General features: G+C 69.9%; 22 protein-coding genes and 4 pseudogenes. 8 read left to right on the forward strand and 18 right to left on the reverse strand.

Annotation, left to right across the window (positions count from 1 at the left end; translation table 11 throughout):
- Positions 1 to 48: 48 nt before the first annotated feature.
- The 9 genes from AC07FK_RS32220 to pgfA form a co-directional block, all read right to left on the reverse strand.
- Complete coding sequence (locus AC07FK_RS32220; protein WP_479108466.1) at positions 49 to 1,083, reverse strand: magnesium and cobalt transport protein CorA; 1,035 nt, start codon at positions 1,081 to 1,083, stop codon at positions 49 to 51.
- A 1,200-nt stretch (positions 1,084 to 2,283) separates the two neighbouring features.
- Positions 2,284 to 2,499 (reverse strand): Trm112 family protein, encoded by a 216-nt coding sequence (locus tag AC07FK_RS32225; RefSeq protein WP_479108467.1) that lies wholly within the window; start codon positions 2,497 to 2,499, stop codon positions 2,284 to 2,286.
- Entirely contained in the window at positions 2,496 to 3,401 is a 906-nt protein-coding gene (locus AC07FK_RS32230; RefSeq protein ID WP_479108468.1) for a DMT family transporter, read from the reverse strand. The genes AC07FK_RS32225 and AC07FK_RS32230 overlap by 4 nt, the downstream gene beginning before the upstream one ends.
- A 3-nt stretch (positions 3,402 to 3,404) precedes the next feature.
- Positions 3,405 to 4,166, reverse strand: a complete 762-nt coding sequence (locus AC07FK_RS32235) for a class I SAM-dependent methyltransferase (RefSeq protein ID WP_479108500.1) — start codon at positions 4,164 to 4,166, stop codon at positions 3,405 to 3,407.
- A gap of 26 nt (positions 4,167 to 4,192) precedes the next feature.
- Positions 4,193 to 5,749: a condensation protein gene (locus AC07FK_RS32240; RefSeq protein ID WP_479108469.1), complete on the reverse strand. Its 1,557-nt coding sequence runs from the start codon at positions 5,747 to 5,749 to the stop codon at positions 4,193 to 4,195.
- An 80-nt stretch (positions 5,750 to 5,829) separates the two neighbouring features.
- On the reverse strand, positions 5,830 to 10,122 hold the full coding sequence (locus AC07FK_RS32245) for an alpha-(1->3)-arabinofuranosyltransferase domain-containing protein (RefSeq protein ID WP_479108470.1): 4,293 nt from the start codon (positions 10,120 to 10,122) through the stop codon (positions 5,830 to 5,832).
- A gap of 22 nt (positions 10,123 to 10,144) precedes the next feature.
- Positions 10,145 to 10,822, reverse strand: coding sequence for a class I SAM-dependent methyltransferase (locus tag AC07FK_RS32250; protein ID WP_479108471.1), 678 nt, complete (start codon positions 10,820 to 10,822; stop codon positions 10,145 to 10,147).
- A gap of 78 nt (positions 10,823 to 10,900) precedes the next feature.
- Positions 10,901 to 12,103 carry a glycosyltransferase family 4 protein gene (locus AC07FK_RS32255; protein ID WP_479108472.1) on the reverse strand — a complete coding sequence of 401 codons (1,203 nt, stop codon included), beginning with the start codon at positions 12,101 to 12,103 and terminating at the stop codon, positions 10,901 to 10,903.
- 306 nt (positions 12,104 to 12,409) lie between these two features.
- Positions 12,410 to 13,363: a cell envelope lipid trafficking protein PgfA gene (gene pgfA, locus AC07FK_RS32260; protein ID WP_479108473.1), complete on the reverse strand. Its 954-nt coding sequence runs from the start codon at positions 13,361 to 13,363 to the stop codon at positions 12,410 to 12,412.
- Positions 13,364 to 13,602: 239 nt separating this feature from the next.
- Here pgfA and AC07FK_RS32265 point away from each other — a divergent pair, with 239 nt between their 5' ends.
- Both AC07FK_RS32265 and AC07FK_RS32270 read left to right on the forward strand, forming a co-directional pair.
- On the forward strand, positions 13,603 to 13,785 hold the full coding sequence (locus AC07FK_RS32265) for a hypothetical protein (protein WP_452805873.1): 183 nt from the start codon (positions 13,603 to 13,605) through the stop codon (positions 13,783 to 13,785).
- A 33-nt stretch (positions 13,786 to 13,818) separates the two neighbouring features.
- Positions 13,819 to 15,060, forward strand: a complete 1,242-nt coding sequence (locus AC07FK_RS32270; RefSeq protein ID WP_479108474.1) for a PucR family transcriptional regulator — start codon at positions 13,819 to 13,821, stop codon at positions 15,058 to 15,060.
- Positions 15,061 to 15,911: 851 nt separating this feature from the next.
- Here the strand turns inward: AC07FK_RS32270 and AC07FK_RS32275 are convergent.
- The gene (locus AC07FK_RS32275; RefSeq protein WP_479108475.1) at positions 15,912 to 16,130 is read right to left on the reverse strand and encodes an ATP-binding protein; all 219 of its coding nucleotides are present in this window, start codon (positions 16,128 to 16,130) and stop codon (positions 15,912 to 15,914) included.
- Between the two features lie 424 nt (positions 16,131 to 16,554).
- On the opposite strand from AC07FK_RS32275, the gene melC1 reads away from it, so the two are divergent.
- Both melC1 and melC2 read left to right on the forward strand, forming a co-directional pair.
- Positions 16,555 to 16,962 carry an apotyrosinase chaperone MelC1 gene (melC1, locus tag AC07FK_RS32280; protein WP_479108476.1) on the forward strand — a complete coding sequence of 136 codons (408 nt, stop codon included), beginning with the start codon at positions 16,555 to 16,557 and terminating at the stop codon, positions 16,960 to 16,962.
- Between the two features lie 51 nt (positions 16,963 to 17,013).
- Positions 17,014 to 17,841, forward strand: a complete 828-nt coding sequence (gene melC2, locus AC07FK_RS32285; RefSeq protein WP_479108477.1) for a tyrosinase MelC2 — start codon at positions 17,014 to 17,016, stop codon at positions 17,839 to 17,841.
- Positions 17,842 to 17,993: 152 nt separating this feature from the next.
- Here melC2 and AC07FK_RS32290 read toward each other — a convergent pair whose 3' ends face one another.
- Together AC07FK_RS32290 and AC07FK_RS32295 are read right to left on the reverse strand one after the other, a co-directional pair.
- Complete coding sequence (locus tag AC07FK_RS32290) at positions 17,994 to 19,025, reverse strand: asparagine synthase-related protein (RefSeq protein ID WP_479108478.1); 1,032 nt, start codon at positions 19,023 to 19,025, stop codon at positions 17,994 to 17,996.
- Positions 18,992 to 19,570, reverse strand: a pseudogene (locus AC07FK_RS32295) (hypothetical protein). The gene AC07FK_RS32290 and the pseudogene AC07FK_RS32295 overlap by 34 nt, the downstream one beginning before the upstream one ends.
- 518 nt (positions 19,571 to 20,088) lie before the next feature.
- Between AC07FK_RS32295 and AC07FK_RS32300 the strand changes: the two are divergent.
- Positions 20,089 to 20,226, forward strand: coding sequence for a hypothetical protein (locus tag AC07FK_RS32300; protein ID WP_479108479.1), 138 nt, complete (start codon positions 20,089 to 20,091; stop codon positions 20,224 to 20,226).
- Positions 20,227 to 20,396: 170 nt separating this feature from the next.
- On the opposite strand, the gene AC07FK_RS32305 is transcribed toward AC07FK_RS32300, so the two are convergent.
- From AC07FK_RS32305 to AC07FK_RS32315, 3 genes are all read right to left on the reverse strand, one after another.
- Positions 20,397 to 20,669, reverse strand: a complete 273-nt coding sequence (locus tag AC07FK_RS32305) for a hypothetical protein (protein ID WP_138898869.1) — start codon at positions 20,667 to 20,669, stop codon at positions 20,397 to 20,399.
- Positions 20,670 to 20,761: 92 nt separating this feature from the next.
- Positions 20,762 to 20,971 (reverse strand): hypothetical protein, encoded by a 210-nt coding sequence (locus tag AC07FK_RS32310; protein ID WP_479108480.1) that lies wholly within the window; start codon positions 20,969 to 20,971, stop codon positions 20,762 to 20,764.
- Positions 20,972 to 20,975: 4 nt separating this feature from the next.
- A complete protein-coding gene (locus tag AC07FK_RS32315) occupies positions 20,976 to 21,530 on the reverse strand; it encodes a DUF5994 family protein (protein WP_479108481.1) in 555 nt (184 codons plus the stop codon).
- Positions 21,531 to 21,811: 281 nt separating this feature from the next.
- On the opposite strand from AC07FK_RS32315, the pseudogene AC07FK_RS32320 reads away from it, so the two are divergent.
- A pseudogene (locus tag AC07FK_RS32320) lies at positions 21,812 to 21,985 on the forward strand (DUF5994 family protein); the annotation flags it as partial.
- 227 nt (positions 21,986 to 22,212) lie between these two features.
- Here the strand turns inward: AC07FK_RS32320 and AC07FK_RS32325 are convergent.
- Positions 22,213 to 22,287, reverse strand: a pseudogene (locus AC07FK_RS32325) (IS5/IS1182 family transposase); the annotation flags it as partial.
- Between the two features lie 86 nt (positions 22,288 to 22,373).
- A pseudogene (locus AC07FK_RS32330) lies at positions 22,374 to 22,763 on the reverse strand (TetR/AcrR family transcriptional regulator C-terminal domain-containing protein); the annotation flags it as partial.
- On the opposite strand from AC07FK_RS32330, the gene AC07FK_RS32335 reads away from it, so the two are divergent.
- Positions 22,705 to 22,899: an alpha/beta fold hydrolase gene (locus tag AC07FK_RS32335; protein ID WP_479108482.1), complete on the forward strand. Its 195-nt coding sequence runs from the start codon at positions 22,705 to 22,707 to the stop codon at positions 22,897 to 22,899. The pseudogene AC07FK_RS32330 and the gene AC07FK_RS32335 sit on opposite strands and share 59 nt — an antisense overlap.
- A 51-nt stretch (positions 22,900 to 22,950) precedes the next feature.
- Here the strand turns inward: AC07FK_RS32335 and AC07FK_RS32340 are convergent, their stop codons facing one another.
- Positions 22,951 to 23,130 carry a hypothetical protein gene (locus tag AC07FK_RS32340; RefSeq protein ID WP_479108483.1) on the reverse strand — a complete coding sequence of 60 codons (180 nt, stop codon included), beginning with the start codon at positions 23,128 to 23,130 and terminating at the stop codon, positions 22,951 to 22,953.
- 190 nt (positions 23,131 to 23,320) lie between these two features.
- Here AC07FK_RS32340 and AC07FK_RS32345 point away from each other — a divergent pair, with 190 nt between their 5' ends.
- Positions 23,321 to 23,530, forward strand: a complete 210-nt coding sequence (locus AC07FK_RS32345) for a hypothetical protein (protein WP_479108484.1) — start codon at positions 23,321 to 23,323, stop codon at positions 23,528 to 23,530.
- Positions 23,531 to 23,566: the final 36 nt, after the last annotated feature.

Here is a 23,566-nt window from a genome sequence, read left to right on the forward strand (position 1 = left end):
CCGCCCGTCAGCCGATTCGGTGAGGAGCCCGGTGCCCCCATGGCGGACTTACAGCCAGCCGTTGCGGCGGAAGAGGTGGCGGAGCAGGGCGCACGCGCTGACCATGGCCGCGATCGCGAGGGGGTAGCCGTAGGTCCATTCCAGCTCGGGCATGTGGGCGAAGTTCATGCCGTAGAGGCCGGCGATGAGGGTGGGCAGGGCGAAGATGGCGGCCCAGGCGGAGATGGTGCGCATGTCGTCGTTCTGCCACGTCCCCACCCGCGCCAGGTGGGCGTCCAGGACGGAGTTGAGCAGCTCGTCCAGGGACCGGACCTCGGTGTCGGTGCGGTGTACGTGGTCAGCGACGTCCCGGAAGTACGCCATGGCCTCCTCGGGCCAGCCCGAGCGTGGGCCGGCGAAATCCTGGACGACCGGCACCAGGGGCTGCACAGCGTCCCGGAACTCCAACACCTCCCGTTTGAGGGTGTACACCTCTTCGATCACGTCCTCGCGCACCGAGGAGAAGACCCGGCGCTCCAGGTCGGTCAGATCCCTGCGTACCTCGTCGGCGATGGCGGTGTAGGTGTCCACGGTCACGTCCAGGACGGCATGCAGCACCGCCACCGGGCCCAATGCCAGCATGGCGGGGTCGCGATCGAGTCGGCGAGCGGCTTCGGATGCGGGGTCTGCCTTCCCGTGGCGGACGGTGAGGACGAAGTTTGGGCCGAGGAAGATCATGACCTCGCCGGATTCGACCTGCGAGCTCTCTTCGACGTACCACAGCGTCTTCAGCGAAACCGAAAGCACATCGCCGAAGCGCTCACGCTTGGGCCGCTGGTGCGCCTGAACCGCGTCTTCCACCGCCAAGGGATGCAGGCCCAGCTCACCGGCCAGCGCCTCCACCTCCGGCGCCGAAGGATCAGCCATGCGGATCCAGCAGAACGTCCCCTCCGGCGCGTCGCGCAGCCGCTTCAACGCGCCCTCGCTGCTCTCCACCACTTCCGCCGCCTGAGGACTGCCATCACTTCGATACATCACACACTCCATGCCGATACATCTGCGCATCGCGTCACGATTCATGCCCCCCACCTCGACGAAGAGCACCGGCAAGATCAGCCCGCACCCACAGAGCCCAGAGACGGCCACAGCCCCGCCCTCGTCCCCGCCCCCCTGGCCGGGGCTGTCACCGAGGCGGGTACCGCTGGAAGAACCGGTAACCTCTTCGAGCGGTAGTCCCAGCGGACCGGGGACTACGCAGCCGTTGTCCTCACGGCCCACGAGATTGGCTGTTTACGTGGTCGCTGAGCTTCCGGCCCCGTAACGGCGGAAGGGCCTGGCCCACTCCCCACCCAGCGGAGAAGTGGAATGGGCTTGTCGCCGACTGCCTGGCCGTGGCCTGGGTGACAACCGCCACAGTAGTTGCCTGCGCCGGGCGATTGCGAAGAGGCTGCTACCACGCTCGACGCAATTAGCGATGCCCCCGGTAGACCTGAATCCCACGGCGCACCCGCGGAGCGGCGACAAGCTCTGACCGTCGGCTTCCCGGGCATCCCAGCGCGGTACGGCCGGGTGCACCTTTCGCTTGCACGGAAACCTACTGGAAGCGCCCACCTTCTGCAGTCATCCCGGGCCTGTGAGCCCCGCCGACCGACGCGGCGGGGTTCAACACTGAACAGGTCGCCTTAGCGGGGTTCCGGGCAAGCGCCCTATGCAAGCGATGCGCATCCGGGCTGCGTGAGCGTCGTGACGAAGAGCGCAAGCGGGCCGCCGCAGCCGGATGGATCACAAGCCGGGCTTCACCGACCGGCGCCTGGCCATCGTGGCCCGCCTGCGTCTGCAGCAGTCGGCCGCGGCACTGGCGAAGCTGTACGGCGTGACCCGCCAAGCGTCATCCGCCCGCTGCCGGCCTGTGCGGCCTCGCCGTGCCCGAGGGCCCCGCATCGGCCCGCACTCCTGGCCGATGTTGAACACGCTCCAGCCCCTGCACCAGCTCCTCGAGCACGTCAGCGAAGAGGTCCAACCTGGTCTCTCCCCGGCCGCCACCCTCTGGCTGCACCGCTGCGGGTCTGGGCAGGCGTGCGGGGGAGTCGGCACCACGTGAACTGCGCACTACGGGGGAGATGTTCTTCGGTGGAATCACCCCCAGCAAACGACCCGGGACCTGTCCTCGTATGCCCGGTGACCGGGTGACCTACCCGCGGCCGGGAGCCCCGCTTTGACCCGCAGGCATACAGCAGCTTGATCACCCAGCCATAAAAGCAGCCATCCCCGTCCTTCAGGGCGGGGAGGACGTCAATTCTGCGTTCAGGCGGAGTCGGGCAGTCCGGCCGGCAGTGCGTCGTTTTCCTGCTCGACGACGGGCTCGCCGGAGGAAGGGAGCAGTTGCGGAATGCCGTCGATGATCGGATAGCGGCGGTGCAGGCGCGGGTTGTAGAGAGCGCCCCCGGTCTCGTCGAGGATCAGCGGGCCCTTGTCGAGCGGGCAGGCGAGGATCTTCAGCAGCGGGCTGTCAGGCTTCATGGCAGGGTTCCTTCGGATGTGGGGGAGGCCGCGTCGTGTCGCGGCAGGGTGAGCAGGACCGTAAGGGCCAACGCGGTGCCGCCGATGCGCAGCAACAGCCGCAGCGGGTCTTCGGGCAGCGGCTCACTGAACGCGATCGTGCCGCTGACGATGGTGAACACGCAGGTGACGGTCGAGCACACCGGGACGATGAGTGACGCTCGGCAGCGCTGCAGGGCGGTCTGCGAGAGCACCAGTCCGCTGCTCCCCGTCAACAGCAGAAGGTACGGGTAGGGGGAGGCGAGCAGGGCCGGTACGGAGACTTGGAGGTGCGAGGTGCCCAGGTGCCCGGAGATGCCTTTGATGGCGAGCGAGCTGACCCCGTACAGCAGGCCGACCGCCACCGCGTAGGCCACTCCGGTGGTCGGCTGCCGGTGACGTCGGCGGGCTCGCCGTTCCGCGGCCGCGTACAGGAGCAGTCCGGCCGTGATTGTCGGCAGGCACAGTGCCAGCAGGATGCCCGCGGGCGCGCTGTGGCTGATCTCCTCGCTGCTCCCGTACAGCGAGGACACGACCATGACCAGGGCCAGGCCGATGACGGCCACCGCACGTCGCTCACGGCCGGAAGGTCGCTCACCGAGCACCACCGACGAGAGCACCAGCAGGAGGACCAGCCCGGACAGGAACAGACCCTGGGCGGCGGCGATCGGAAGTGTGCGGTAGACGGCCAGTTGAGCGGCGAACCCCAGGGCGAGCGCCGTGGCGCCGCAGATCCACAAGGGCCTGCCCGCCAGCAGGAGCAGGGCCCGGCCCGGCTGTGCGGCACTGAGCGGCGGCATGCCGGCCAAAGCCCGCTTCTCCAGGACGAAGCCGGTGCTGTACAGCACGTTCGCCACCAGTGCGGCGGCCACTCCCCACACCACGGGCTACACCTTCCTCGCGTGCACCAGGAGGATGGAGGCGAGGGACGGCAGGCGGCAGGCCAAGCGGTCCAGCGGGCGGAGTGGGCGCGGCACTCCGTGGAACGGCGCACCGGCGACCGTCACCACCTCGAACCCGCACGCCGCCACGAACTCGCGCAGCGCGCGTGCCGTGTACAGGCGCAGATGGCCGACCACCTGGCTGCCCGGCCTGCCGTGGATGTGGCGCAGACTCACTTCGGAGAACACCGGCTGGACTCCGGCGAGCAGCAGTCCGCGGTTGTACCAGGCGGCGAGGTTGGGCGTGGAGAGCATCAGATGTCCCCCGGGCCGCAGCACCCGGTGCAGTTCGTCGAGTGCGCTGTCGGGGTCGACGAGGTGCTCGACGACCTCGCTGAAGAGCACGGCGTCGGCGCTGCCGGAGGCGAACGGCAGCCCACCACCGGTCAACTCGCCGCGGACGACATGGCTCAGGCGCGGCGCCGCCCGGCGCAGCGCGCCCTGTGACCAGTCGACTCCCACGATGCGGTGCCCGTTCAGTTCGCGGGCGGCGGTCGCGGCCGCCGAACCGTCGCCGCAGCCCACGTCGAGCACGGTCGCAGCCGGGTGGCCGGGCCCTGCGGGCCCGAGCGCGTCGGCCAGCATCCGGGCCTGGCGCAGACTACGAGCTTCGCCGGAGGCGACGGGGACGGCGGGGTCCTCGTAGAAGTCCCGCAGCCCGGGAACGGGCCGGGTCGGCGAAGGTATGACCGCCTCCGGCGACTTCATGGCGGCGGAGCAGTGGGGTGAGCGGGTCATGACGGCCTCGCATGGTTCTGCCGGGCGGAGCGGTCTCCACTTGGTGTCGGGTCCGGACACGGCGCGTCGCGGTCGTGCGGCCCGACGGGTCGGCGGGCCTTCCCTCGAGCTCCGGGCGCCTCCGCGTGCGCAGTGGTGGTATCCGGAGTGGTGACGTCCGCCTCCGGTGCGTCGGTTTCCGGTCCACAATCCCCAGCGTTCGATCCGGGCCGGGTGACCCGTGACGTTGCCGAAAGCGCCTGCTCGAACAGGCCGGTCAAGTACGCACCCGATGCGTCACCGAGCAGCGCCCGCGACCAGCGCAGGGTCACATGCAGTCGCCCGCCGGTGGAAGCCGCCGCCACACTCAGCCCGCGCGGCATCCGCGCGGGTGCGGAGAACCACACGGCCTTCGCCCGGCCGGCGTCACCGAAGTCCAGCGCGTACGGAATGCGCCCGATATTGGTCACCAGCACCGTCGATGTCCAGGGCGCCGCCGCCCGCCGCGCGCCACGGGTGAGGGTGCCCCGGAGCCCGACCGGCAGCAGCGGCGCCGTCAACAGGCTCGTCCCGGGCCCCAGCGGTGCGCCGTGGGCCGACTTGAGCGCGCGGGTGCGCCGAGCGGTGGTGCGCAGCAACCGGGTCACGGCCGCCAGGTCCGGCCGCTCACCGAGCAGCAGGTCCGAGTCGCGCGGGTCCTCGGAGGTCATAGGCACCTCGACGAGCCGGGTTCCGTTCCCCATGGGCATCCCTCTGCCGCGCGGGCGGTCGTCGACGGGCATGGTGATCCGCACCGGACCGGCCGGACGGCCCTGCGAGACGTTCCAGCGGCCCACCATCAGTGTCGCGGCGACCAGCAGTTGGTCGTTGACGGTCCACGGTGCGAGCCCGCCCGTTCCACCCACACGCGGCGGAATAGGCAGTTCCACCTGGAGCATGCCGTTGCCGACGGCGCGGGCCCGTACCGGCTCGGGGCGGGAGTCCGGGGCGATTCGCACGGGCCGCGCGCACACCACGCGGCCCGTGCCGCCCGTCGGGGCCGGCCCGGAGGGGGCCGGCCGAACCGGCCCGGGGACGGGGAGAGCGGCCGAATCGCCGTACTGTTCCGCGGTCGTGGCGAGCAGCCGCAGCCCGGACCCTGCGTCGAGGGCCGTGTGATGCATCGTCAGCAGCAGCACGGTCCGGGGCGCCCTCGGCAAACTTGCCCCTGGCAAGCCCGCCTCCGGCAGCTCACCGGCGGCCTTCACCCCGCCCACCTCGATGACTTCCAGGCGCATCGGCGGCGACAGGGCCAGTGAAGGGCATTCCGTCAGGGCCCGCGCGCGGGCGCGGCCCAACGCGTCGGGGCCCGGCCGCGCGAAACGTACCGGGTCGCGGTCCGGTTCGCCGGTCAGCTCCCACACGAAGGATTGCCGGTGCCGGCGGCCGGGCACTTCCCGCATCAGCACGCGGGGGTGCATCAGCAGCGCCCGCCGGAACGCGGTCCGCAACCGTGCCGGGTCCAGCCGGCCGGGCAGATGGACCTCGATGTGCACGGTGTCCGGCTCGTCGTCACTGACGCAGTGCCGCGACACCTCATCGGTGGCCGGAAAGGGAAGCCGGACCCTGCCGGAAGAGGTTGCGGCCCCCCTCCCGGCGGCGCTCCACGACGAGGTCATGACGGGCCACCGCGTCCTGGATCCTGGGGGAGCGGATCAGTCCGGTCCCCGGCGCTCGTGCTTCCCTGCCGGGCCGTGACCACCGGTCCGGCTACGGCCGCGTCGCCGTAGCCGTCGCTTTCCGGCGCGTCGCCGCCCTCGTCTTTCCGAACGGCCGCCGCGGACGCCGGGCTTACCGCCGTCACCAAGGCGGCGGACAGGGCCACCAGCGCCAGCACCTGGGCGAAGGCGCTGAACGCGCCTTGTCCGTCGGCGGCGGGCTCCCCGGCGCCGATGGCCGCGACGATGCCCGCTGCGCCCATCGCCACTGCGGCGGTCGGCACCAGGACGGCCGGCCGGAACCGGGCCGCCACGGCGAGGACGTGCACCACCAGGGCCAGCGGACCCGCCGCCACCGCGACGACGGCGGTCAGCGCCAGCGTCCCGAGCAGCATCCCGGGTGCCGCCGGTTCGGGCAGCTCCTCGTCGGCTGCGCCGGCGTTGCGCCTGCGGCCCACGAAGGCCAGTGCGGCCAGGGCGGCGAGTGCGATCACACCGCCGATCAGTGCGGCCCGGTACGGTCCGGAGGGCTCGAACTCCAGGTCCACGGTGCCGGACGCCCCGGCCGGGACCACCCAGGCCTGCTGCCAGCCGTCGAGCCGCACCGACTCCAGCTCTGTACCGTCCAGGGTGGCCTTCCAGCCGTCGTTGGCGTTCTCGTAGGTGTGCAGGTACGTGGCCTCGCCGGAGCCGGCCGACACCGAAACGGTCCGCCTGTCGTCGGTCCACCGGGTGACGGTGGCCTCGCGTTCCGCCGCTCCCGCGATCTTCTGCGGGGTGCCCTGGGTCAGCGTGACGTCGGTGATCGCCAGTGGGCCCGCGTCACCCGCCTCCACCTCCTGCTTTCCGGCCGGAAGATTCAGGGTGCCGTCCTTTTCGTCTCCTGCGCAGAGTGCGACGGTGACGGGACGCCGCTCGGTGAGGTCCCGTACCGCTCCGGATGCCTTCGTCTTGTGCAGGACACCGCCGACGGCAAGGTCCGGGCCCTCACCGCACGGCAGCGAGAAGCGCGCGGACGGCTTCGGAGGCGACACCCGCAGGTCGGCCAGCGCGGGTACGTGGACCTCACTGAGCCCGACCGGCAGCTGCAACTGCGCGTCCGCCACCGGATTGTGGACGGTGAGCGGGGCGACCCTGCTGACGGTGATGTCGAGCCGGTTCGTCTCGATCTCCGGGAAGCGCACCCGCCCGTTCTCGTCCACATCAGCTGTCGCGGCGCCGTGCGGCGAGCTGATCAGCACCTGCTCGGGCCGGGTGGACACCCCGCCCGCCGGCGCCAGGACGATCTCGTCGACCTTCTCCTTCTTGGGCCAGCTCAGGTGGACGACCGGTCGGTCGCCCGCGATCCAGGCGGTCGTCAGATCACCGTCGACCAGGTTGCGGGCGCTGAGCGACATGCCGTTGCGGCTGGTGGAGTCCGCGGATGCCGTCAGCCGGTTCTTCGATCCCGGGGCCGAACGGTCCAGCAGTGCGTCCAACGGGTCGCCTGGCACGGCGACGGCTCGCGCCGACACCTTGTACTCGCCCGCTTTCTGGGTGCTGAACTGCCGGTGCAGTCCCACCTCGGCCGATACGGGCGACAAGCCGCCCGCGTCGGTGCCGCGGTGCAGGGAGTACACGGTCGCCGCCGCGTCGGTGCGCTTCGCGTCGGCGGGCAGCGCCAGCATGCGCGTCACCTGAACGTCCGGGATCGACACCTCGGAGAAGCCGGCTCCGGTCAGGCCCGGCCGTGCCTGCTGCGCGGCAAGGATGGTGATCTTCATCCAGGAGGCCTCACCGGCGGGCGCCTTGACGGCCTGCGGCAGGCCGTTCGTCTGGAGCGGGCTTTCGGCCGAACCGCGGTCGGTCTCGATCCGCACCCGCGTGGGTGCGGCGCGCATGCTGTCGCCCGGCAGGGGCGTCAGCTGGATGGAGGCCGGGACGTCGGTGGGCCCGGAGAAGTCCACCTTGAGCCACTGGCCGGCCGGCTTGCCCGGGCTGCCCTCGGCCCACGCGGTGTCCGGGTTGCCGTCGAACGCGTTCACCGGGTCGTACTGCGGCAGGTGGAACAGCCAGTTGCCGCTGCTGGAGGCCGTCACGGACGTCGCGCCGCGCAGGTGGGCCGTCGTCTGGTGACCGGTGCCCTCCGACGGCAGGATCTGCCTCGGCTTCTCGCCCGGGTTCTGGAGGCTGCCGGAGTGATTGCGCTCGTCCGGGGTGTACGTGTACGAGGTGTTGTTGTTGACCAGTCCGAACCGGGTGTCGGCTCGGCGCAGCCCGTCCGCGACGGCCTTCACCGGTGCGGTGACGCCCTTGGGAAGACTGTCCCCGGCCAGCACGGCCGGCCGGTCGGCCATCGAGGGATCGGCCGACAGCTGGAGCAGCGCCTCGGGTCCGCCACTGACCACGGCGGTGTCGGCCGCGGCAGACACACCGACCCGGTCGGGACGCCTGTCGCGGTCCTGGGGCTGGTAGATCTCCACGGACTGGAGCCGCGGATACAGCCCCTGCACCTGGAGCGGGGTGTCGGCGGCGATGCGCCCGCCGGTCACGAGCGGGCCGAATCCGGCGACCTTCCTGTAGCCGGAGGACTCCAGGGTCCGTTTCACCGTCTGCGGCGGGACATAACCGATCTGGTCGGGGTCGAGGTCATTACGCACGACCACTTCGTGCATGCCGGCCCGTGCCAGGTACGCCTGAAGGCCCGGGACCTCGGTGCCGGTCAGCAGCGCCTGCTCGACGGCGTCCGTCGCGCGGCGTGAGCCGGGTGCGCCGAAGGGGACGAAGTCACGCTGTCCCCAGGGTGTTTCGGCCAGCACGTCAAACGGTTGGTCGATGGGGGAACCCCAGGTGTAGATGCCGTGCGCCGTCGCCGGTACGACCATGGCCCGGCTGTTCGGGGCGTTGTCCTTGAGCCAGCCGGCAGCCTTCTCCCAGTGGGTGGGCAGCTTGGTGAAGGCGCCCGGCTGGAGGATCGAGCCATTGAGGTACGGCAGGGCCAGCCCGGGGAGTACCAGCACCGCGACCGCCGCGGGCGCCCAGCGGCGGCCGGGGAGTGCGCGAGGACTTGTGCTCACCGAGAGCACAGCCGTCAGGTGGGCCAGTCCGAGGGCGAGCGCGAGGGCCAGCCCCGGCTGGAACTTGTAGATGTTGCGGAAGGGCTTCAGCGAACCGTTCAACCAGTCCTGCACGACACCGTGGAACGGACCGCCGAAGGCGCCGCCGTACCCGGCCAGCGTGATCAGGACGACGGCCAGGACGGTCAGCAGCAGCCAGCGGCGCTCCGGCAGGTCCCGGCGGGCCAGGCCCGCCAGCCCCATGGCCGCGGCGAACGCCGAACCAAGCACAGCGATGACGGAGGCCGCGACGGTCCAGCCGGCGGGCAGCCACGCCTCACCGAAGTGGAGGTACGCCACCCAGTTGCCGGCGCCGCGCAGCAACTCGGTCGCGGACATGGTGGCGGTGGTGGTGTCGGCCTGCTCGACGTACGGCATGAAGTTCTCGCCATGGATGGCGAACAGGAGCAGCGGCACCACCCACCACACGGTGGCCAGCACGACGCCCGGTATCCACCAGCCCAGCAGGGCGCGCCGACGCCGGCCGGCCGGGCGGCTGAGCAGGTACAGACCCACGGGCAGCAGCGAGGCCAGCGTCGAGGCGGCGTTCACGCCACCCATGAAGGGGATCAGCATGGCCGAACGCGCGGCGGCCGTACGCGGGCTCAGCGCCGCGGAGGTCAGCGGCAGCAGCACCCAGGGCAGCAAGGCACCGGGCAGCGCGGCGGCAGAGGTCGAGCCGATGACGATGGTGAAGGTGGGCCACAGCGCGTACACCACCGCACCGAGCACCCGGGTCGCGGGCGTGCCCACGCGCAGCCGTTCGGCGAGCCTGAGCGCACCCCAGAAGGCGGCTGTCACGATGATCGACAGCCAGAGACGCTCGGCCAGCCACACCGGCACCTGGAGCAGGTCCGTGAGCGCGTAGTAGGGGAGCGCGGGGAAGGCGTAGCCGATGTACTGGTTGGCTATGCCGCCGAGGCCCATGTTGCCGTTCCACAGCGAACCGAGGTCGCCGAGGAAGCGCCAGGGGTCGAGGGCGACACCGAGCTTGGTCTCGAATGTCATCTTCCCCGGTGACACCGCGAGGAAGCACACCAGCACGACGGCCCAGAAGCCGAACAGCAGGCGTCGTCCCCGCGGCGCCCGGGACGCCTCGGACGGCGTCGGGCCGGGCTGCGGCGCCCGGGTGGGCGCCTGGACCGTTGTGGTCATGACCGTTCCTCGCTTCGCTTGCTCATGGGCTTCGCCTGAGAATCAGCAGCAGATTCCAGGTGGCGATCTCGCGGAGTCCCGGCACCCGGGTGATCGTGCTCGCGAAGAATGGCCAGTAACGGGACCGCGCCGTGACGATCTGCACGTCGTCACGGCCGCGGACGTGCCGCAGGGTGGGACCGATGTGGACGGGAAACAGGTTTTCGCCGAGGGTGTGCTTGGCCTCGCGACCGGTGCGCCGTTCGTAGCGATCGCGGGCCCGGCCGGCCCCGAGGTAGTGCCACGGTGCTGTCTCGTGACCCCCCCAGGGGGAGAGCCAGTTGGTGAACGACAGGTAGATCAGTCCGCCGGGGCGGGTGACCCGCACCATCTCGCTGATGAAGGTCTGCGGGTCCGCCACGTGCTCCAGCACATTGGACGAGAAGCACACGTCCGCCGCGCCGTCGGCGAGCGGCAGCAGGTATCCGTCGGCGAGCACCGCGTCCTCGCACACCGTGCCCCGGGCGCTCAGCTCCCGCAGGTCGGGTTCGAAGAGGTAGCTCCGCGCGCCGCGGCGGCGGAACTCCTCGGTGAAGTGGCCGCTGCCGCCGCCGATGTCGACGACGATCTTGCCGGCCAGGTCGATGTGACGTGCCACCTGCGCGACCGAGTCACGGGCGAGCAGGGTGTAGCACCGCTCGGGGTCGCTCTGCTCGCGCATGAACGCCCGGAAGAGGGTGGCCGATCGCCGCAGCGACGGATCCTTGTACGCGCTTTCGGTGACCTCAGGAATGGCCGTTCACCTCCCGCGTCCCGGGGAGGAGGCGAGGGCTGCGGCCTCGGCGGCGACAGTCTGGAACTGACGGACCGTGGATCTCCAGCGGAAGCGCTTGGCGCGACGCGCGGCGGCACGCCCCATGGTTGCGCGTCGGTGGGCACTGAGGGACAGGGCGCACCACGCGGCCGCGAAGGAACTCTCGCCCCGTGCCAGTACCCCGGTCTTCCCGTCCTCGATGGAGTCGCACAGGCCCGGTATGTCGAAACCGACCGCGGGAGTGGCCCGGGCGGCGGCCTCGGTGACGACCAGCCCCCAGCCCTCGATGAGGGAGGGGTGCAAGAGCAGCCACGCCTCGCACATCAGCCGGTGCTTCTCGGCCTCCGACACTCGGCCGGCGAACGTCACACCGGGGCCGGCCATGGTTTCCAGCCGCTCGCGTTCGGGGCCGTCACCGACGATGACGAGCCGACCGCCGGTGACCGGGCGGACCCGCTCCCACAGCCGTAGGAGCAGATCGATGCGCTTGTACTCGACCAGTCGGCCGACGGCCAGGAACAGCGGTTCCTTCGCTTCGGGCAGGAGCGGGCCGGGGTCTTCGACGCCGTTGTTGACGATCCGGATGCGGTCCGCGGCCACGCCGATGCCGCGCAGCTCGGAGGCGGTCGACTCGGAGACGGCGACCATCAGGTTGTCGCGGTGCGTGCCTGCCAGCGCCCAGTGCTCGAGCCTGCGGCCGAGCCGGGCCGCAGGGCCCGGGTAGCGCATCTGCCAAAGGTCGGTATGCACATGGTTGACCAGGCACAACGTCGGTCCGCGGTGCCACAGCGGCGCCAGGTACGGCATGCCGTTGCACACCTCGACCAGCAGGTCGCATTCGCCGACCTCGCGGGCGAAGGTCTTCCTGGCGCGCAGGAAGTGACCCGCGTCGCCGCCTGCGGAGATCACTCGGTAGTCGCGTTCTGTGGCCGGGCCGCCACACAGCAGCGTGACTTCGTGGCCGTCGGCGGTCAGACCGCCGGCTATCCGGTCGATGAGCAGTTCCGAGCCGCCGGCGGCCTGGTTGCCCAGGTCGCGTCGGGCGAGGAAGGTGATCCGGCGCGGCAGAGGTTCCGCGACGGGTGCGATGTGGGGATCGAAGGCGAGCGAGTCGGTGACTCGGCCTCCGGGGCGCTGAGCGGGGGAGTCCTCCTGGCCGGAGGCCAGGGCGGACGCGTGCTGGGGCATAGAGGTGCTCCGACTCGGCGGCTGCGGGGAGAGGCGGGTGAGGGGTTGCCGGGCTTCCGGGGGTGAAGCGCTGGGCTGGTGCGGAGTGCGGGTACTGCCGTGCTGCCGTTATTGCGGCTACGGTGCCGACCGGGTGCGCTCGATGGGTGAGCGAGCACCGGGTCGGTGGCGGACTCCTGGGAGTGGGAGTCGGCTCAAACCGGAACGATTTGTTTCTACTGCGGGGTAACCCAAGTGTTCGTTCGAGTGATTCGTTCCACTACGCACGCGCGTGACAAGTTTGGTCTGATCGGCGGCTCGTTTTTATCACTTACCTGAGTGTTCCGTCTGACGGCGGCTACGGATCACCATCACGACGCCGACGGCCGCAAGCAGGCCGCCCGCGATCCCGCCCACCACCGGCACGGTCTCGCCGAGCAGCTTCAGCCGACTGCCGTCGTCGGAGGCCAGCGCCACCTGCTCGCGCCGGGTCGCCTCCGTGAACTCAAGCCGCTTACTGGACAGCAGGGTGACCGCGTCCTTCTTCGACCCCGGGGCCCGCAGCGTCTTGGTCGGCGCGATCACCGCGTTCATGATCCGACCCGTGCGCTGGTCCACCGTCAGCTCGATCCCCGCGTTGGAGTACCACTCCTCGGCGAGCACCTGACCCTGACGGCGGCCCACCAGCGCGCCGGGCACCTGACGGGTGCCGGTGGCAGTGGCCGCGACGGTGCCGGCGAAGAGGTAGCCCCGGTGGCCGCGGATCGTGGTGGTGCCCTTGAACTTCAGCGGTACGGCGGCACCCAGGGTGCTGTCCCACCAGGTGTACACGCGCTTCTCGACGTCGAACGGGAACTTCAGGTAGGCCTCGCCCTCGAACCTGGGCTTCTCCTCGCAACAGCGCACCGGCAGGTTCGTCCGGCGGTCGGTGACCCAGCGCTCCGTGGTCCACTGCAAGGATCTCCGCGGGTCTGCCAGCGGCAGCGTCTTCGGGGTGTCGATCTGTGTCGACACGTCCCAGATCGCGTTTCCGCTGCGCTCGCTGCCGGCGACGTCGCCCAGCACCCGGCGGGTGATCGTTATGGTCTGACCCTCAACCGTGGACACGGATCCGGTGTCGAAATAGCTGCCCTCACCGCTGAAGACGGTCGTGGAGTTCACGTCGGTCGGTGTGCGCTTGGCGCGCGGCTCCACGTACCAGACGAGCAGCTGGGTGAGTACCAGCAGAAAGACACCAAGACCCAGCAGAATGAGGGACAGACGCGACGTTGAATGGCGCATACGGGTACTCCAATGCGGGCGGAATGTGCGGGGCATTCATGGACTGTGCGGGAAGGGGTCGCACGCACGGTTTCCAGCCTGTCCGGGCCGAGGAGTGGCGTACCCGGGAGTAACAGCGCTGTGACCGGCGAAATTAGGCGGCGCTTGACCACCTGTCAATGCGACTCGCATACTGACCGCGCCGGACCGGGCCGGCGCGCTGGGTGACAACCTCATCGACAGAGAGGCCGATCATCCTCATGCCCAGACTGCTCGCCGTCTTCCTGACCTGCGCTGCCTCCGCCGTCCTGGCCACAGGCGCCGCCTTCGGAATCGTCGCCGCTCTCGACGCCACACCCGAGCAGCAGAATGTGCCGCTCGTCACGTTCCCCAACCCGCCCGCCGACGGGACGTCCAGCACGCCGAGCCCGAGCGCGGGCTAGGTTGTAAAGATCCAGGCCGGCTGATCGAGCGGCATGCGACGGACATCCAGGAGTCGTGCTGTGGAAGCGTCGTCAGCGTGGCACGACGTGCCACGAGAACGGATTCAGCGTTTCGCCGACCGCGCCCTGGAACAGGTCCCCGAGCTCGCACGGGACATCCTCGCCGCGATCCGACGGGAGTATCCGGGTCTGGCGTTCATCGCCGACGAGTCCGGAGAGCCGAAGGCCCTGATCGCCATCCGGCATGCGCTGCAGCTCTTCGTGGAGCAGATGACCACGGGGTCGGACCGGCCGCGCGCCCTTCCCGAGATGTTCCAGGACTTCGGGCGCGGCGAAGTCACGCAGGGGCGCACCCTGGACTCCTTGCAGGGAATCTACCGGCTGGGGGTGCGCCTTTCCTGGCGACGTATGGCGGAGATCGGCCAGCAGGTCGACATCCCGCCCGCGGCCATGTACGAACTCGCCGAGTCCGCGTTCGAGTACCTAGACGTCATGGTGGCTCAGTCGGTACGCGGCTACGCCGAGGCCGTCGCCCGCCAGGCCGGAGAGCGGCTGCGCCTGCAACGACAACTCGTCGAGCTCCTGCTCGCCGAGCACCGCACGGATCCTTCCACCCTCCTCGCCGACCGCGCGGCCGGTATCGGCTGGAAGCTGCCCGAAAGGGTGGCGGTGGCCGTGCTGCTGCGCCCCGCCCAGGAGGCCGTCGCCCCCGCCGTAGGCGACGAGGTGCTGCTCGACATGGAAGGTGAGCAGCCGCGCATGGTGGTGCCGGACCCGGACGCGCCCGGGCGCGGGGAGTTGCTGAACCGGGCGACGGCCAATTGGTCCGGGGCGATCGGCCCGTCGGTTCCCCTGGCGGAGGCCGCCACGTCGCTGCGCTGGGCCGAGGCCGCCGTCAGGATGATCGAGCAGGGCCTGCTGCCGCAAGGGCGGCTCCTGCACTGCGGCGAGCACGTCGAAGCCCTGGTGCTGCTGCCCTCAGGCGAGTTGATCGACGATCTGGCGCGGCGGCGGCTGGCCCATCTGGGCGAGACCGGCGGCCCCGCGCACGCCCACCGTCTCGCCGAGACCCTGCTGGCCTGGTTGGAGACGCGGGGTGGCGCGCCGGAGGTGGCCGACCGGCTCGGAGTCCATCCGCAGACCGTGCGCTACCGGTTGAGACAGCTCCGTGAGCTGTGGGGCGAGGACCTGGACGACCCGGACCGCCGCTTCGAAATGGAGCTGGTGCTCCGGGCCCGGCGGCTGCGCGGTGATCTCGTCCCGCCGCCTGACTGACCGGGCTGCCCTGACGGGAAGTCGGGGCCGGCACGCCGAAGAACTCTGCGTCGCGGCGTACCGTGCGGTCAGGTCGGAAGCGGATGAGCGGGCACAGAGTGCGTCACACGAACTTCGCACACGGGTGCGTTGTCCTGGATTCTTATTGGCGGGAGCCGGGGCCCGAGCGGCCCGGAAGCTGGGCGGAGTGACACTCCTCGGCGTGCGTGGGTGATCTGCTGGCACAGCTCGGCGAACCGGATCTCCTCGGCGGCCACCAGGCGGTGCATGACGGGCGTCGGCCGCCGTCGGGGCCGTGCCCGGCGCAGGGCCGCGAGGGCGAAGGCGCCGAGGAGGGTGAGGGCGAGGCGCCGGGCGGTGGGTCGGGCCGTGAGGGGAGGCGGCCCGACGCCTGCGGTGGGAGGCGAGGATCGCCAGGGCGTACCGGCGCAGGTACGACAGCGCCTCCTCGGGGGACGACTTCGTCGCGGAGCGCGAGCAGGAGGCGAAGCTCCTGGGTGGGGTGCATCGCGACACGATGCGGGACAACCTGGGTGACCTGGCGGGTGGCCCGGCGGAACCGGTCGGTGATCCGCGCGGCTTCCTCTGCGGTGAGTGGTGCGACCTTGGGAGGCAGTTGCCGGGGACGGGGAGACCGAAGCGGAATAAGAGGGCGTCGAGCTTCCGTCCGGGGGCGGCGGGGCCGGGCCGGTCGCTGAGGACTTCTTCGAGGGTGTCGATCAGGTCATCGCTGATCCCCTCATCGGCGAGGGAGCGGGACAGGGGGTGAGCGAGCCGGCGCTTCATCTCGTCCTCGCCACTGACCGGCCGGCTCAGCAGCTCGTGGGCGGTCGCTACGTCGAGGGCGACCATCAGGGCCTCCCGGAGGGGACGCGGAAGGTGGCCCATGTGCTCAGACCGTCCTCGCTGACCCCCCACTCACGCGCGAGGACGGCGATCAGGAACAGACCGCGGCCGGACACGTCGTCCTCCGCAGCGGCTTGCAGCCGGGCGGGGGCCGGGTTCTCATCGGTGACCTCGACGCGTAGTTCGGCACCGGCGTACCGCACCCGCAGGCTGACGGTGCCCACGCGAGGGCGCACCCCTTCACTCAAGACCCACCCGCAGAATCCGGACAGCTTCCCGACGTGACGACTGCCACGATTAACGGCATGTGACGACAAATTCTCCACTCCTGAACCTAGTCGTCCGCAAAATCTTCTGATCCGCGTCAGCGCAACGCGCGTCAGAGGAAGATCAACTTAGTTCAACTCCACACTAAGTGGAGGCCCTTGTCCGTATAGCGACCAACGGCTGCGCGAGACTTCGTCCGGCTGGGCACAAGGCTGTAGTCATATGCACGGACGGCCCGCCGGGGCCCGGTCGGCCTGACCAGCCGACTGCTCCTCGGTGAGGGGTCGTCAATGTGCCGCACCGCACCGACACAGGGATCTCGGGGCGCCACAAACTCGCATCGACTCGCATCGACTCGGCATCAACCAGGGGGAAACACCCATGTCTCAACTAAGCCGACGCCGTGCCCTGGGCGCCTCCGCCACAGCTCTGGCCGGCCTCGCTCTGACCGGCTTCGTGCGAACCGCCGAACCGTCCGGCCCTCCGGCCGCCGAACACGGCGACCGGGCCCACTCTCCGAGCGGCTCCGGGCACGCACCCACGCAGCCGAAGCCCTTCGACGAGTCCTTCAAAGGACGTCGCATACAAGGTGCGCCGTCACATCACGGAGGACACCACGGCGTGGGCTACTCCGTGCACATCGACGGCGAGGAGCTGCACGTGATGCAGAACGCCGACGGCACGTGGATCAGCGTTGTCAACCACTACGAGACGTTCACCAGCCCGCGGGCCGTGGCTCGCGCCGCCGTGGTCGAACTCCAGGGATCGCAGCTCGAACCCCTGCTCTGAACTTCACCGCCGTCCATCGACGCCGCCCAGCTCTGACCCGAAGGCAACTCCATGACCGTACGCAAGAACCAGGCGGACCTCACCCCCGCCGAGAAGCGCAACTTCGTCGACGCACTGCTCGAGCTCAAGCAGAGCGGGCGCTATGACACGTTCGTCACTACGCACAACGCGTTCATCATGAGCGATACCGACAACGGTGACCGTGTGGGCCACCGTTCGCCGTCCTTCCTGCCCTGGCACCGCAGGTTCCTCATACAGTTCGAGCAGGCGCTCCAAGCAGTGAACCCGGAGGTGGCACTGCCCTACTGGGACTGGACGGTGGACCGATCCACCACCTCCCCTCTGTGGGCGGCCGATTTCCTGGGTGGTACCGGCCGAAGCCGGGACGGGCAGGTGAGCGACGGGGCATTCGCAGTCACCGCCGGCAAGTGGCCGGTGTCCGTACGGGTCGACGGACGTGGTTTTCTCCGCCGCTCCCTGGGATCCGGCGGACAGCAGCTGCCCACTCGTGCGGAGGTCGACTCCGTACTCGCGATGCCTACGTACGACACCGCGCCCTGGAACAGCGCGTCCGACGGTTTCCGCAACCACGTGGAAGGCTGGCGCGGCATCAACCTGCACAACCGCGTGCACGTGTGGGTGGGCGGACAGATGGGCACGGGCGTGTCACCCAACGACCCGGTCTTCTGGCTGCATCATGCGTTCATAGACCGTCTCTGGGCGCAGTGGCAGGCACGGCACCCGGGATCGACGTACCTGCCCGCCGTCAAAACGCGCAACGTGGTGAGCCTCAATGACGTCATGCGGCCTTGGAACGACGTGACGCCGGCCGACATGCTGGATCACACCAGGCACTACACCTACGACGCCGCGGCATAGCTCCAAGGCAACAGAGGGTTGCTGTCGCGGGTGTCGGTGAACGTCGTCACGAGTGACACGGGCTCGGCAACGACCCGCTTCACGTTCAGCGGCTGGACCGGCACCACGGGCATCCGGTCGTGTCGCTGCACAGCAGGTGCCCCGGCTGCAGCTCAGTAGACACCACTGAGCAGCCCAGTTGGCGCGCAGGGCACGTCTACGCCTTGCTGATCTGCAGCCCTTCCCCGGGTCCGGACAGATGACGAAGTGCGCGTAGCGCGGTGCACCGACGCCTTGGGCGGCCGTTGCCGTGCACAGCTATAGAGCTGAAGGTTGGGGCGATGGTGCGCGCGGGATGCGTACCACCGCCCAAGCGGTTCATGCCTGGCTGGGTCTATGTGGTGCGTTCCAGGAGCATGGCCATGCCCTGGCCGCCTGCGGCGACGACCGTGACCAGGGCGTGGGTGAGGCGGAGGGTGGTGAGGGCGGTGGTGGTCAGTCGGCCTCCGGCCGCGCCGTAGGGTTCGCGCGCGGTCCAGCACGTCGTCCCAGGGGAAGGAGTGCGCTGCTGTTGCCTCGGGGGTGAACCAGCGGTAGCCGCCGAAGAGTTCGTCGCCCCCAAGTCCTGCCAGGGTGACCGGTAAGTGCTCGCGTACCGCGGTGAAGAGCTGCAGCAGAGATGTGTCGAAGTCTCCCAGGGGCAGTCCGTCGCGCAGATGTGCGGCCCTGGTGCGCCGGGTGGGATCGGACAGATCGCGGGCGTTCAGAGTCACCCGGCGGTGTGAGCTGGCCAGGTGGTGTGCCATCAGTGCGGCGTAGGGGCCGTCCGGGTCACGGTCCATCGCGTCATGGCTCGACGCAGGGGGACCAAGGTCCACCGAGAGCGTGTGCAGGGTGCTGGCCCCGGGCCGAGCGAGGGCGGCGATGGCACTGGAGTCAAGCCCCCCGGACAGCAGCACGCTCACGGGCACGTCGGCCTGCATCTGGCACGAGACGGAACCCTCCAGCAACGATCGCACGCGGGCGATCGTCGACGGCAGATCGTCGCGGTGCTCGACCGGAGCCAGTGACCAGTACCGGCGAGTGCGCATGCCCTGGGGCATGTACACGGACACGGTCCCGGGCGCGATCTCGTCCAGGCCGGCGAAAACGCTGCGTCCGGGGGTGCTGATCATCGGATGGGCGGACAGCAGCAGTTCGCGCATTCCGTCCAGATCCAGCCGGCAGACACGGCAGGGTGCGCCAGCACCGCTTTGGGCTCGGAGCCGAAGACCACGCCGTCGCCGGTGCGCGCGCAGTACAGCGGCTTGATTCCGAGGCGGTCGCGCACCAGCGTCAGCCGCCTCGGCCCCGGCTCCTAGGCCGCGTACGCGCACATGCCCTCCAGCCGCTCGGCCGCCTCCGCGCCCCACGCGTTGAAGGCCCGGAGCACGACCTCGCCGTCGCTGCGAGTTTCGAACCGGTGCCCGCGCGCGACCATCTCCCTACGCAGCCATCCATGGTTGTAGATCTCGCCGGTGAACGCCACCACCACGCGCCCGTCCCGCTCCAGTACCAGCGGCTGCCTGCCACCGACGAGGTCGACCGTCGCCACGCGGGTGTGCCCCAGGCCCGCCGCCCCCTCGGCCCAGACCGCCGAGGCATCCGGTTCCCGGCAGGCCAGAGTCTCCGTCATCTCCTTCAGCGAGGTGTCCTCGGTCCCCACGGGCACATGCCCGGCGAACCCGGCAAACCCAATCAATCCGCGCATCGTCGCAACTCCCCGCGCACGTCGGCCTCAAGGGCTCGTCACACGGTCAGAACCAGGACGTCTCTTCGCCCTGATCGTGCGAGAAGTAAGTCCGCGGCCGGACAGTGCACCGGTCGCCGTGACTGCAACGACGAGACACCGGCGAGGTCACCGCCGCGTCGGTGTATTCCGCGAACGAGTCGGCCCATGAGTGCCCCGTCACGAGTGGCCTTGCACGTGAGGGCTACGCGCTCCTTGGGGGCTCGGGTGAACGTCGACCTTGAAGGCGAGGCAGGCGCGGAGAGTCTTCGCCGGTGGCGGTGAAGGCACGCACCCGGTCGGTCCCGACGGTGATCACGAGCCGCACGACCGGTCCAGCCGTTCGCGCGCCTGCAAGCGATCGAGGCCGCGCCTGTCGTCGCCAGGACGGCCGACTCTCGCCGGAGGGGCGTACCGGCACTGGGCCCACGGCGGAAGGCCGCTTCTGCGCCTGGCGGCAGATGGGGGGCGACTGGGCACAGGAGCTGTCCAGGCCGATCGTGGACACGCTGGTCACCCTGGCGACGCGCGCCGACGTACTGGCCGGTGCCAAGTTTAAGACGTTCGCCTTGCTCGACTGTGTCCTCGGACTGGACCTCACCCGCGAGGTGGGTCACCAGTACCGGGCGGCACCATGAGGTCGGGTGCACGGGCCTCATGGCGAGGGTCGTTACAACGGCCCCAGCGCATTCACTCCGCTGAGGCCGCCCTTCCGGATCGTCACACGTGAGAGTGCTTGATCCATGTTCAATTGTACAACCGCGGGTCGGACGGGCTGGGGAGAGAGCGGGCCATCGGGCGGGCCAGCTCAGCCGCGTGCTTCCTCTTCGGCCTCCATGCGTCGGATTCCCTGGTGGGTCAGGGAGACCATCGCGGGTGTATTGCCCGGCTCCCAGTCGACAGTGATCAGCTCCTCGCCAGCCAGGTACGTGCAGGCTGCCGCCAGGTCCTCCTCCGGGATGCGCAGGTCGTTACGCAGCTTTCGCCCCGGGACTCCGAGGAGACGGTTGCCTTCGGTGGCTTCGTAGAGGGCGGTCAGGACCCGTTCGCGGTATACCTGTCGCTCGCGCAGTGTCGCCATGACCTCGTCCCTTCAGGGGCGGGCGAGAGGCCGGTGGGGCGGTTGTCCCGGGTGTCGGGTGCCCCACTCGCGGCCTTAGGACGGAGGAGTGGTCATGGCCAGGTCCCCGTGCGCCTGCGGTGGGCGGCTTGCTCCGTTGGCGTGGGGTGGCTGTGGCCGGGCGGCCGGCGAATGGCCGGCAAGGGGTCGCCGAAGTGGTGGGCGGCGATGCGTGCGTCGTGCTGGGCGTTGAGCCGGTGGATCAGGCCGGTGCCGAGCGCGATCAGCAGGGCGATCGCGGCGATCGTGAGCAGAGTTTCCATGGGGTCACCTCCGCGGGTTCCCGGGCATGGCGATCATCCGCGCGCCGGCGACCGGGTGCCGGAGCGGCGGCAGGGCGGACCCGCCGTCGGTTTCCCAGGCGTCCTCGCTGCTTTGGGCGTCCCGCATGCGGCGGCCGGTCGCGGTTTCGTCGGACATCAGGACACCGGCGGTCAGGATGCTGCCGGCGGTGGCTGCGGCGGCCATGAGCCGGGTGGCTGCGGCGGGTTCGGTCTCGGGCGGGATCACCAAGAAGTCGCAGCGGCTGACGGTGTAGGAGAGCAGGATCATCTTGTCGGGGTCCTGTTCGGTGAACCAGCCCACGTGCACGATGTGCCCTGTGGCGGCAACCTTGTGCGGGACGACGGACCAGCGGGTGGGGTTCACCATGGCGCGCGTGATGCGTCCGAAGCGGCCCTCCAGCGCGTCGATGAGGGGTGGCAGCTCGGCTTCGAGGTCGCGTGACTCAGGCCACCAAGCGCCGTCCAACTGGCCGACGAGGGTGGTCTCCGGTGTCAGCGACAGGCGCGGCGAGAGCAGGGTTGCGAGGGTGGCGGTCATGATCGCGGACCCGTCTCCGGGCCGCCCGGAAGGGCGGCCCAGTGTTTTGATCGCCGGAAACGACGTCCGCGTGGGAGCGGGTGCTCGACTTACTCCCGGTACCTTCAGCGTACTCCGGGCAGCGGTCGGACGAGCCGTTCTGACCAGGTGATTTCCCATCGGGCACGCCGTCCGGCCGATGGCCGCGGGCATCACCGCAGGCACGCGGGTAACGTGAGAACCACGGCGGTATCGCGCCGGCCATGAGGTGTCGGCGACCCGGCGCAGGCAGGCGGACCACCGTGGCCGAATCCGACACTCCCACCCCTCAAAAGCTCCTTTCGGACGAGATCCACCGAGCGGTGAAACCAGGTACCGCGCTGCTCCGGCTGCAGACGACCCACTCCCGCGTAGGCGCCCTCGACGGTGCCTGGTGGCCCCGCTCCCGGGACGTCACGGCCGAGCTGCCCGGCCTGGAGAACCGGAACCATGGCGACTTGTCGAGTTTCCCGTGCTCATGCTGATCCGGGCGCCAGTTGTGAAACGGGGCGCGGTCACAGTGTGGGCGGTGGTGCTCGCGGCGCGCTGTGTGGCGCAGCTGTTACCCGATCACAGGATTTCGGCGCGCTCGTCACAGCGGTGTGCGGGAACGGCCTCGTCTCATGGTCTTCAGCAGCCCTCGTGTTTGGTGCCGTACGACCGGGCGTTCGCAGATCCGGATGGGCCTGTGGGTGCGGGCCGCGGTCGGGTCGTGCGTGCGGCCGGGCAGTGCGCGTGAGTCGGTGAGGTCGGGGGCGGTGGTCGGCGGTAGGCGGCGAGGAAGACGCGGGCGCCGGCAGCTGCGTAGCGGTCGAGGTCGGCCTCGGTGTGCTGGACCCTGCCGGTGAACATGGCCTTGTTGACCGGGATCCACAGCAGCAGGCCGGAGAAGTGGTTCGCGGCCAGGAGTGTGTCGTCGATGCGGAGGAGCCCCTGGTCGGCCAGGCGCTGGAAGGTTGCCTCCAGTGTGGTGAGCCCTCGTTGGAAGCCTCGCTCGTACCACTCGGTTCCCAGGTCGGGGAAGACGTCGGCGTTGGCGATGATCAGGCGCCGCAGCTGGATCACTCGGGGGTCGGTGAGGGCGGTCCGACGGCACGGCCATCGCCTACGAGCAACAGGGCTAGGCCCCGCGGTGGTGCTCGTCGGCGGCCCTTTCATGACGCGCGGCGATTCCGCCGCACTGGCCGACCTGCTGGCCGAGCACTGCACCGTCATCACGTACGACCGCCGGGGCCGCGGCGACAGCGGGGACAGCCCGGAGTACGACGTACAGCGCGAGGTCGAGGACCTGGATGCCCTGATCGAGCGCACGGGCGGCGAGGCGATGGTCTTCGGCATGGTGACTCCGTAGGCGTCACGGGTCTACAGGTGGACGGCGCTATGACGACAACAGGCCAGCAGCTCAGCGAATGGCGGTACCGCCTGCGACATCACACGCCTCCCTGATCGCGGCCACCATGCGACCGGGCAGCCGGACAACCGCTTCGGTGTCCGGGATGCCGCCTGTCTCCAAGCACTCCCGCTCCGTCTCGTCGTCCGCCTTCCACCCCTGGACGACGAAGTCCCCAGTCTTCTCGTCCACCCACACGGTCGGGCAGTTATCCCCGTTCGTGTTCGGGTCCTTCGAGATGAACCGTAACGTAATGGCTCTCCCCTGCTCCTCAAGCTTCTACAGACTTCTACGACCGTCACCCCTGAGGGCTCCTCGGTCAAGACCGCCAAGGACCCTGGAACGCAAGAGGGTCAAGAGGACCGCAGGGGCCCCGACGAGCGTGGAGCTGACGATCAACGAGGTCCTGCACGCGCGGGACAAGTACAGCACCGTTGATCTCTACGTGGTCAGCGACATCAAGATCGATACGAGCACCGACCCGTACACCGCCAGCGGTGACAAGGTCACGCTCTACACCGACTGGGAGCTGGCCGAGGAAGACCTCAGGCCCCGCAAGTACGAGTACCGGCTTCCCTCGCAAACTGGCTGACCGGCGCGGTCCGGCCGCCGGAAGTGAGTCGACGGG

The sequence above is a fragment of the Streptomyces sp. NPDC046122 genome (assembly GCF_056429965.1).

Coding starts and splice junctions, on each gene's coding strand:
- AC07FK_RS32225 (WP_479108467.1), bottom strand. CDS start 2,499: ATGAAGCCTGACAGCCCGCTGCTGAAGATCCTCGCCTGCCCGCTCGAC.
- AC07FK_RS32235 (WP_479108500.1), bottom strand. CDS start 4,166: ATGAAGTCGCCGGAGGCGGTCATACCTTCGCCGACCCGGCCCGTTCCC.
- AC07FK_RS32245 (WP_479108470.1), bottom strand. CDS start 10,122: ATGACCACAACGGTCCAGGCGCCCACCCGGGCGCCGCAGCCCGGCCCG.
- AC07FK_RS32250 (WP_479108471.1), bottom strand. CDS start 10,822: ATGCGCGAGCAGAGCGACCCCGAGCGGTGCTACACCCTGCTCGCCCGT.
- AC07FK_RS32255 (WP_479108472.1), bottom strand. CDS start 12,103: ATGCCCCAGCACGCGTCCGCCCTGGCCTCCGGCCAGGAGGACTCCCCC.
- pgfA (WP_479108473.1), bottom strand. CDS start 13,363: ATGCGCCATTCAACGTCGCGTCTGTCCCTCATTCTGCTGGGTCTTGGT.
- AC07FK_RS32265 (WP_452805873.1), top strand. CDS start 13,603: ATGCCCAGACTGCTCGCCGTCTTCCTGACCTGCGCTGCCTCCGCCGTC.
- AC07FK_RS32270 (WP_479108474.1), top strand. CDS start 13,819: ATGCGACGGACATCCAGGAGTCGTGCTGTGGAAGCGTCGTCAGCGTGG.
- melC1 (WP_479108476.1), top strand. CDS start 16,555: ATGTCTCAACTAAGCCGACGCCGTGCCCTGGGCGCCTCCGCCACAGCT.
- melC2 (WP_479108477.1), top strand. CDS start 17,014: ATGACCGTACGCAAGAACCAGGCGGACCTCACCCCCGCCGAGAAGCGC.
- AC07FK_RS32290 (WP_479108478.1), bottom strand. CDS start 19,025: ATGCGCGAACTGCTGCTGTCCGCCCATCCGATGATCAGCACCCCCGGA.
- AC07FK_RS32305 (WP_138898869.1), bottom strand. CDS start 20,669: ATGGCGACACTGCGCGAGCGACAGGTATACCGCGAACGGGTCCTGACC.
- AC07FK_RS32310 (WP_479108480.1), bottom strand. CDS start 20,971: ATGGAAACTCTGCTCACGATCGCCGCGATCGCCCTGCTGATCGCGCTC.
- AC07FK_RS32315 (WP_479108481.1), bottom strand. CDS start 21,530: ATGACCGCCACCCTCGCAACCCTGCTCTCGCCGCGCCTGTCGCTGACA.
- AC07FK_RS32335 (WP_479108482.1), top strand. CDS start 22,705: ATGACGCGCGGCGATTCCGCCGCACTGGCCGACCTGCTGGCCGAGCAC.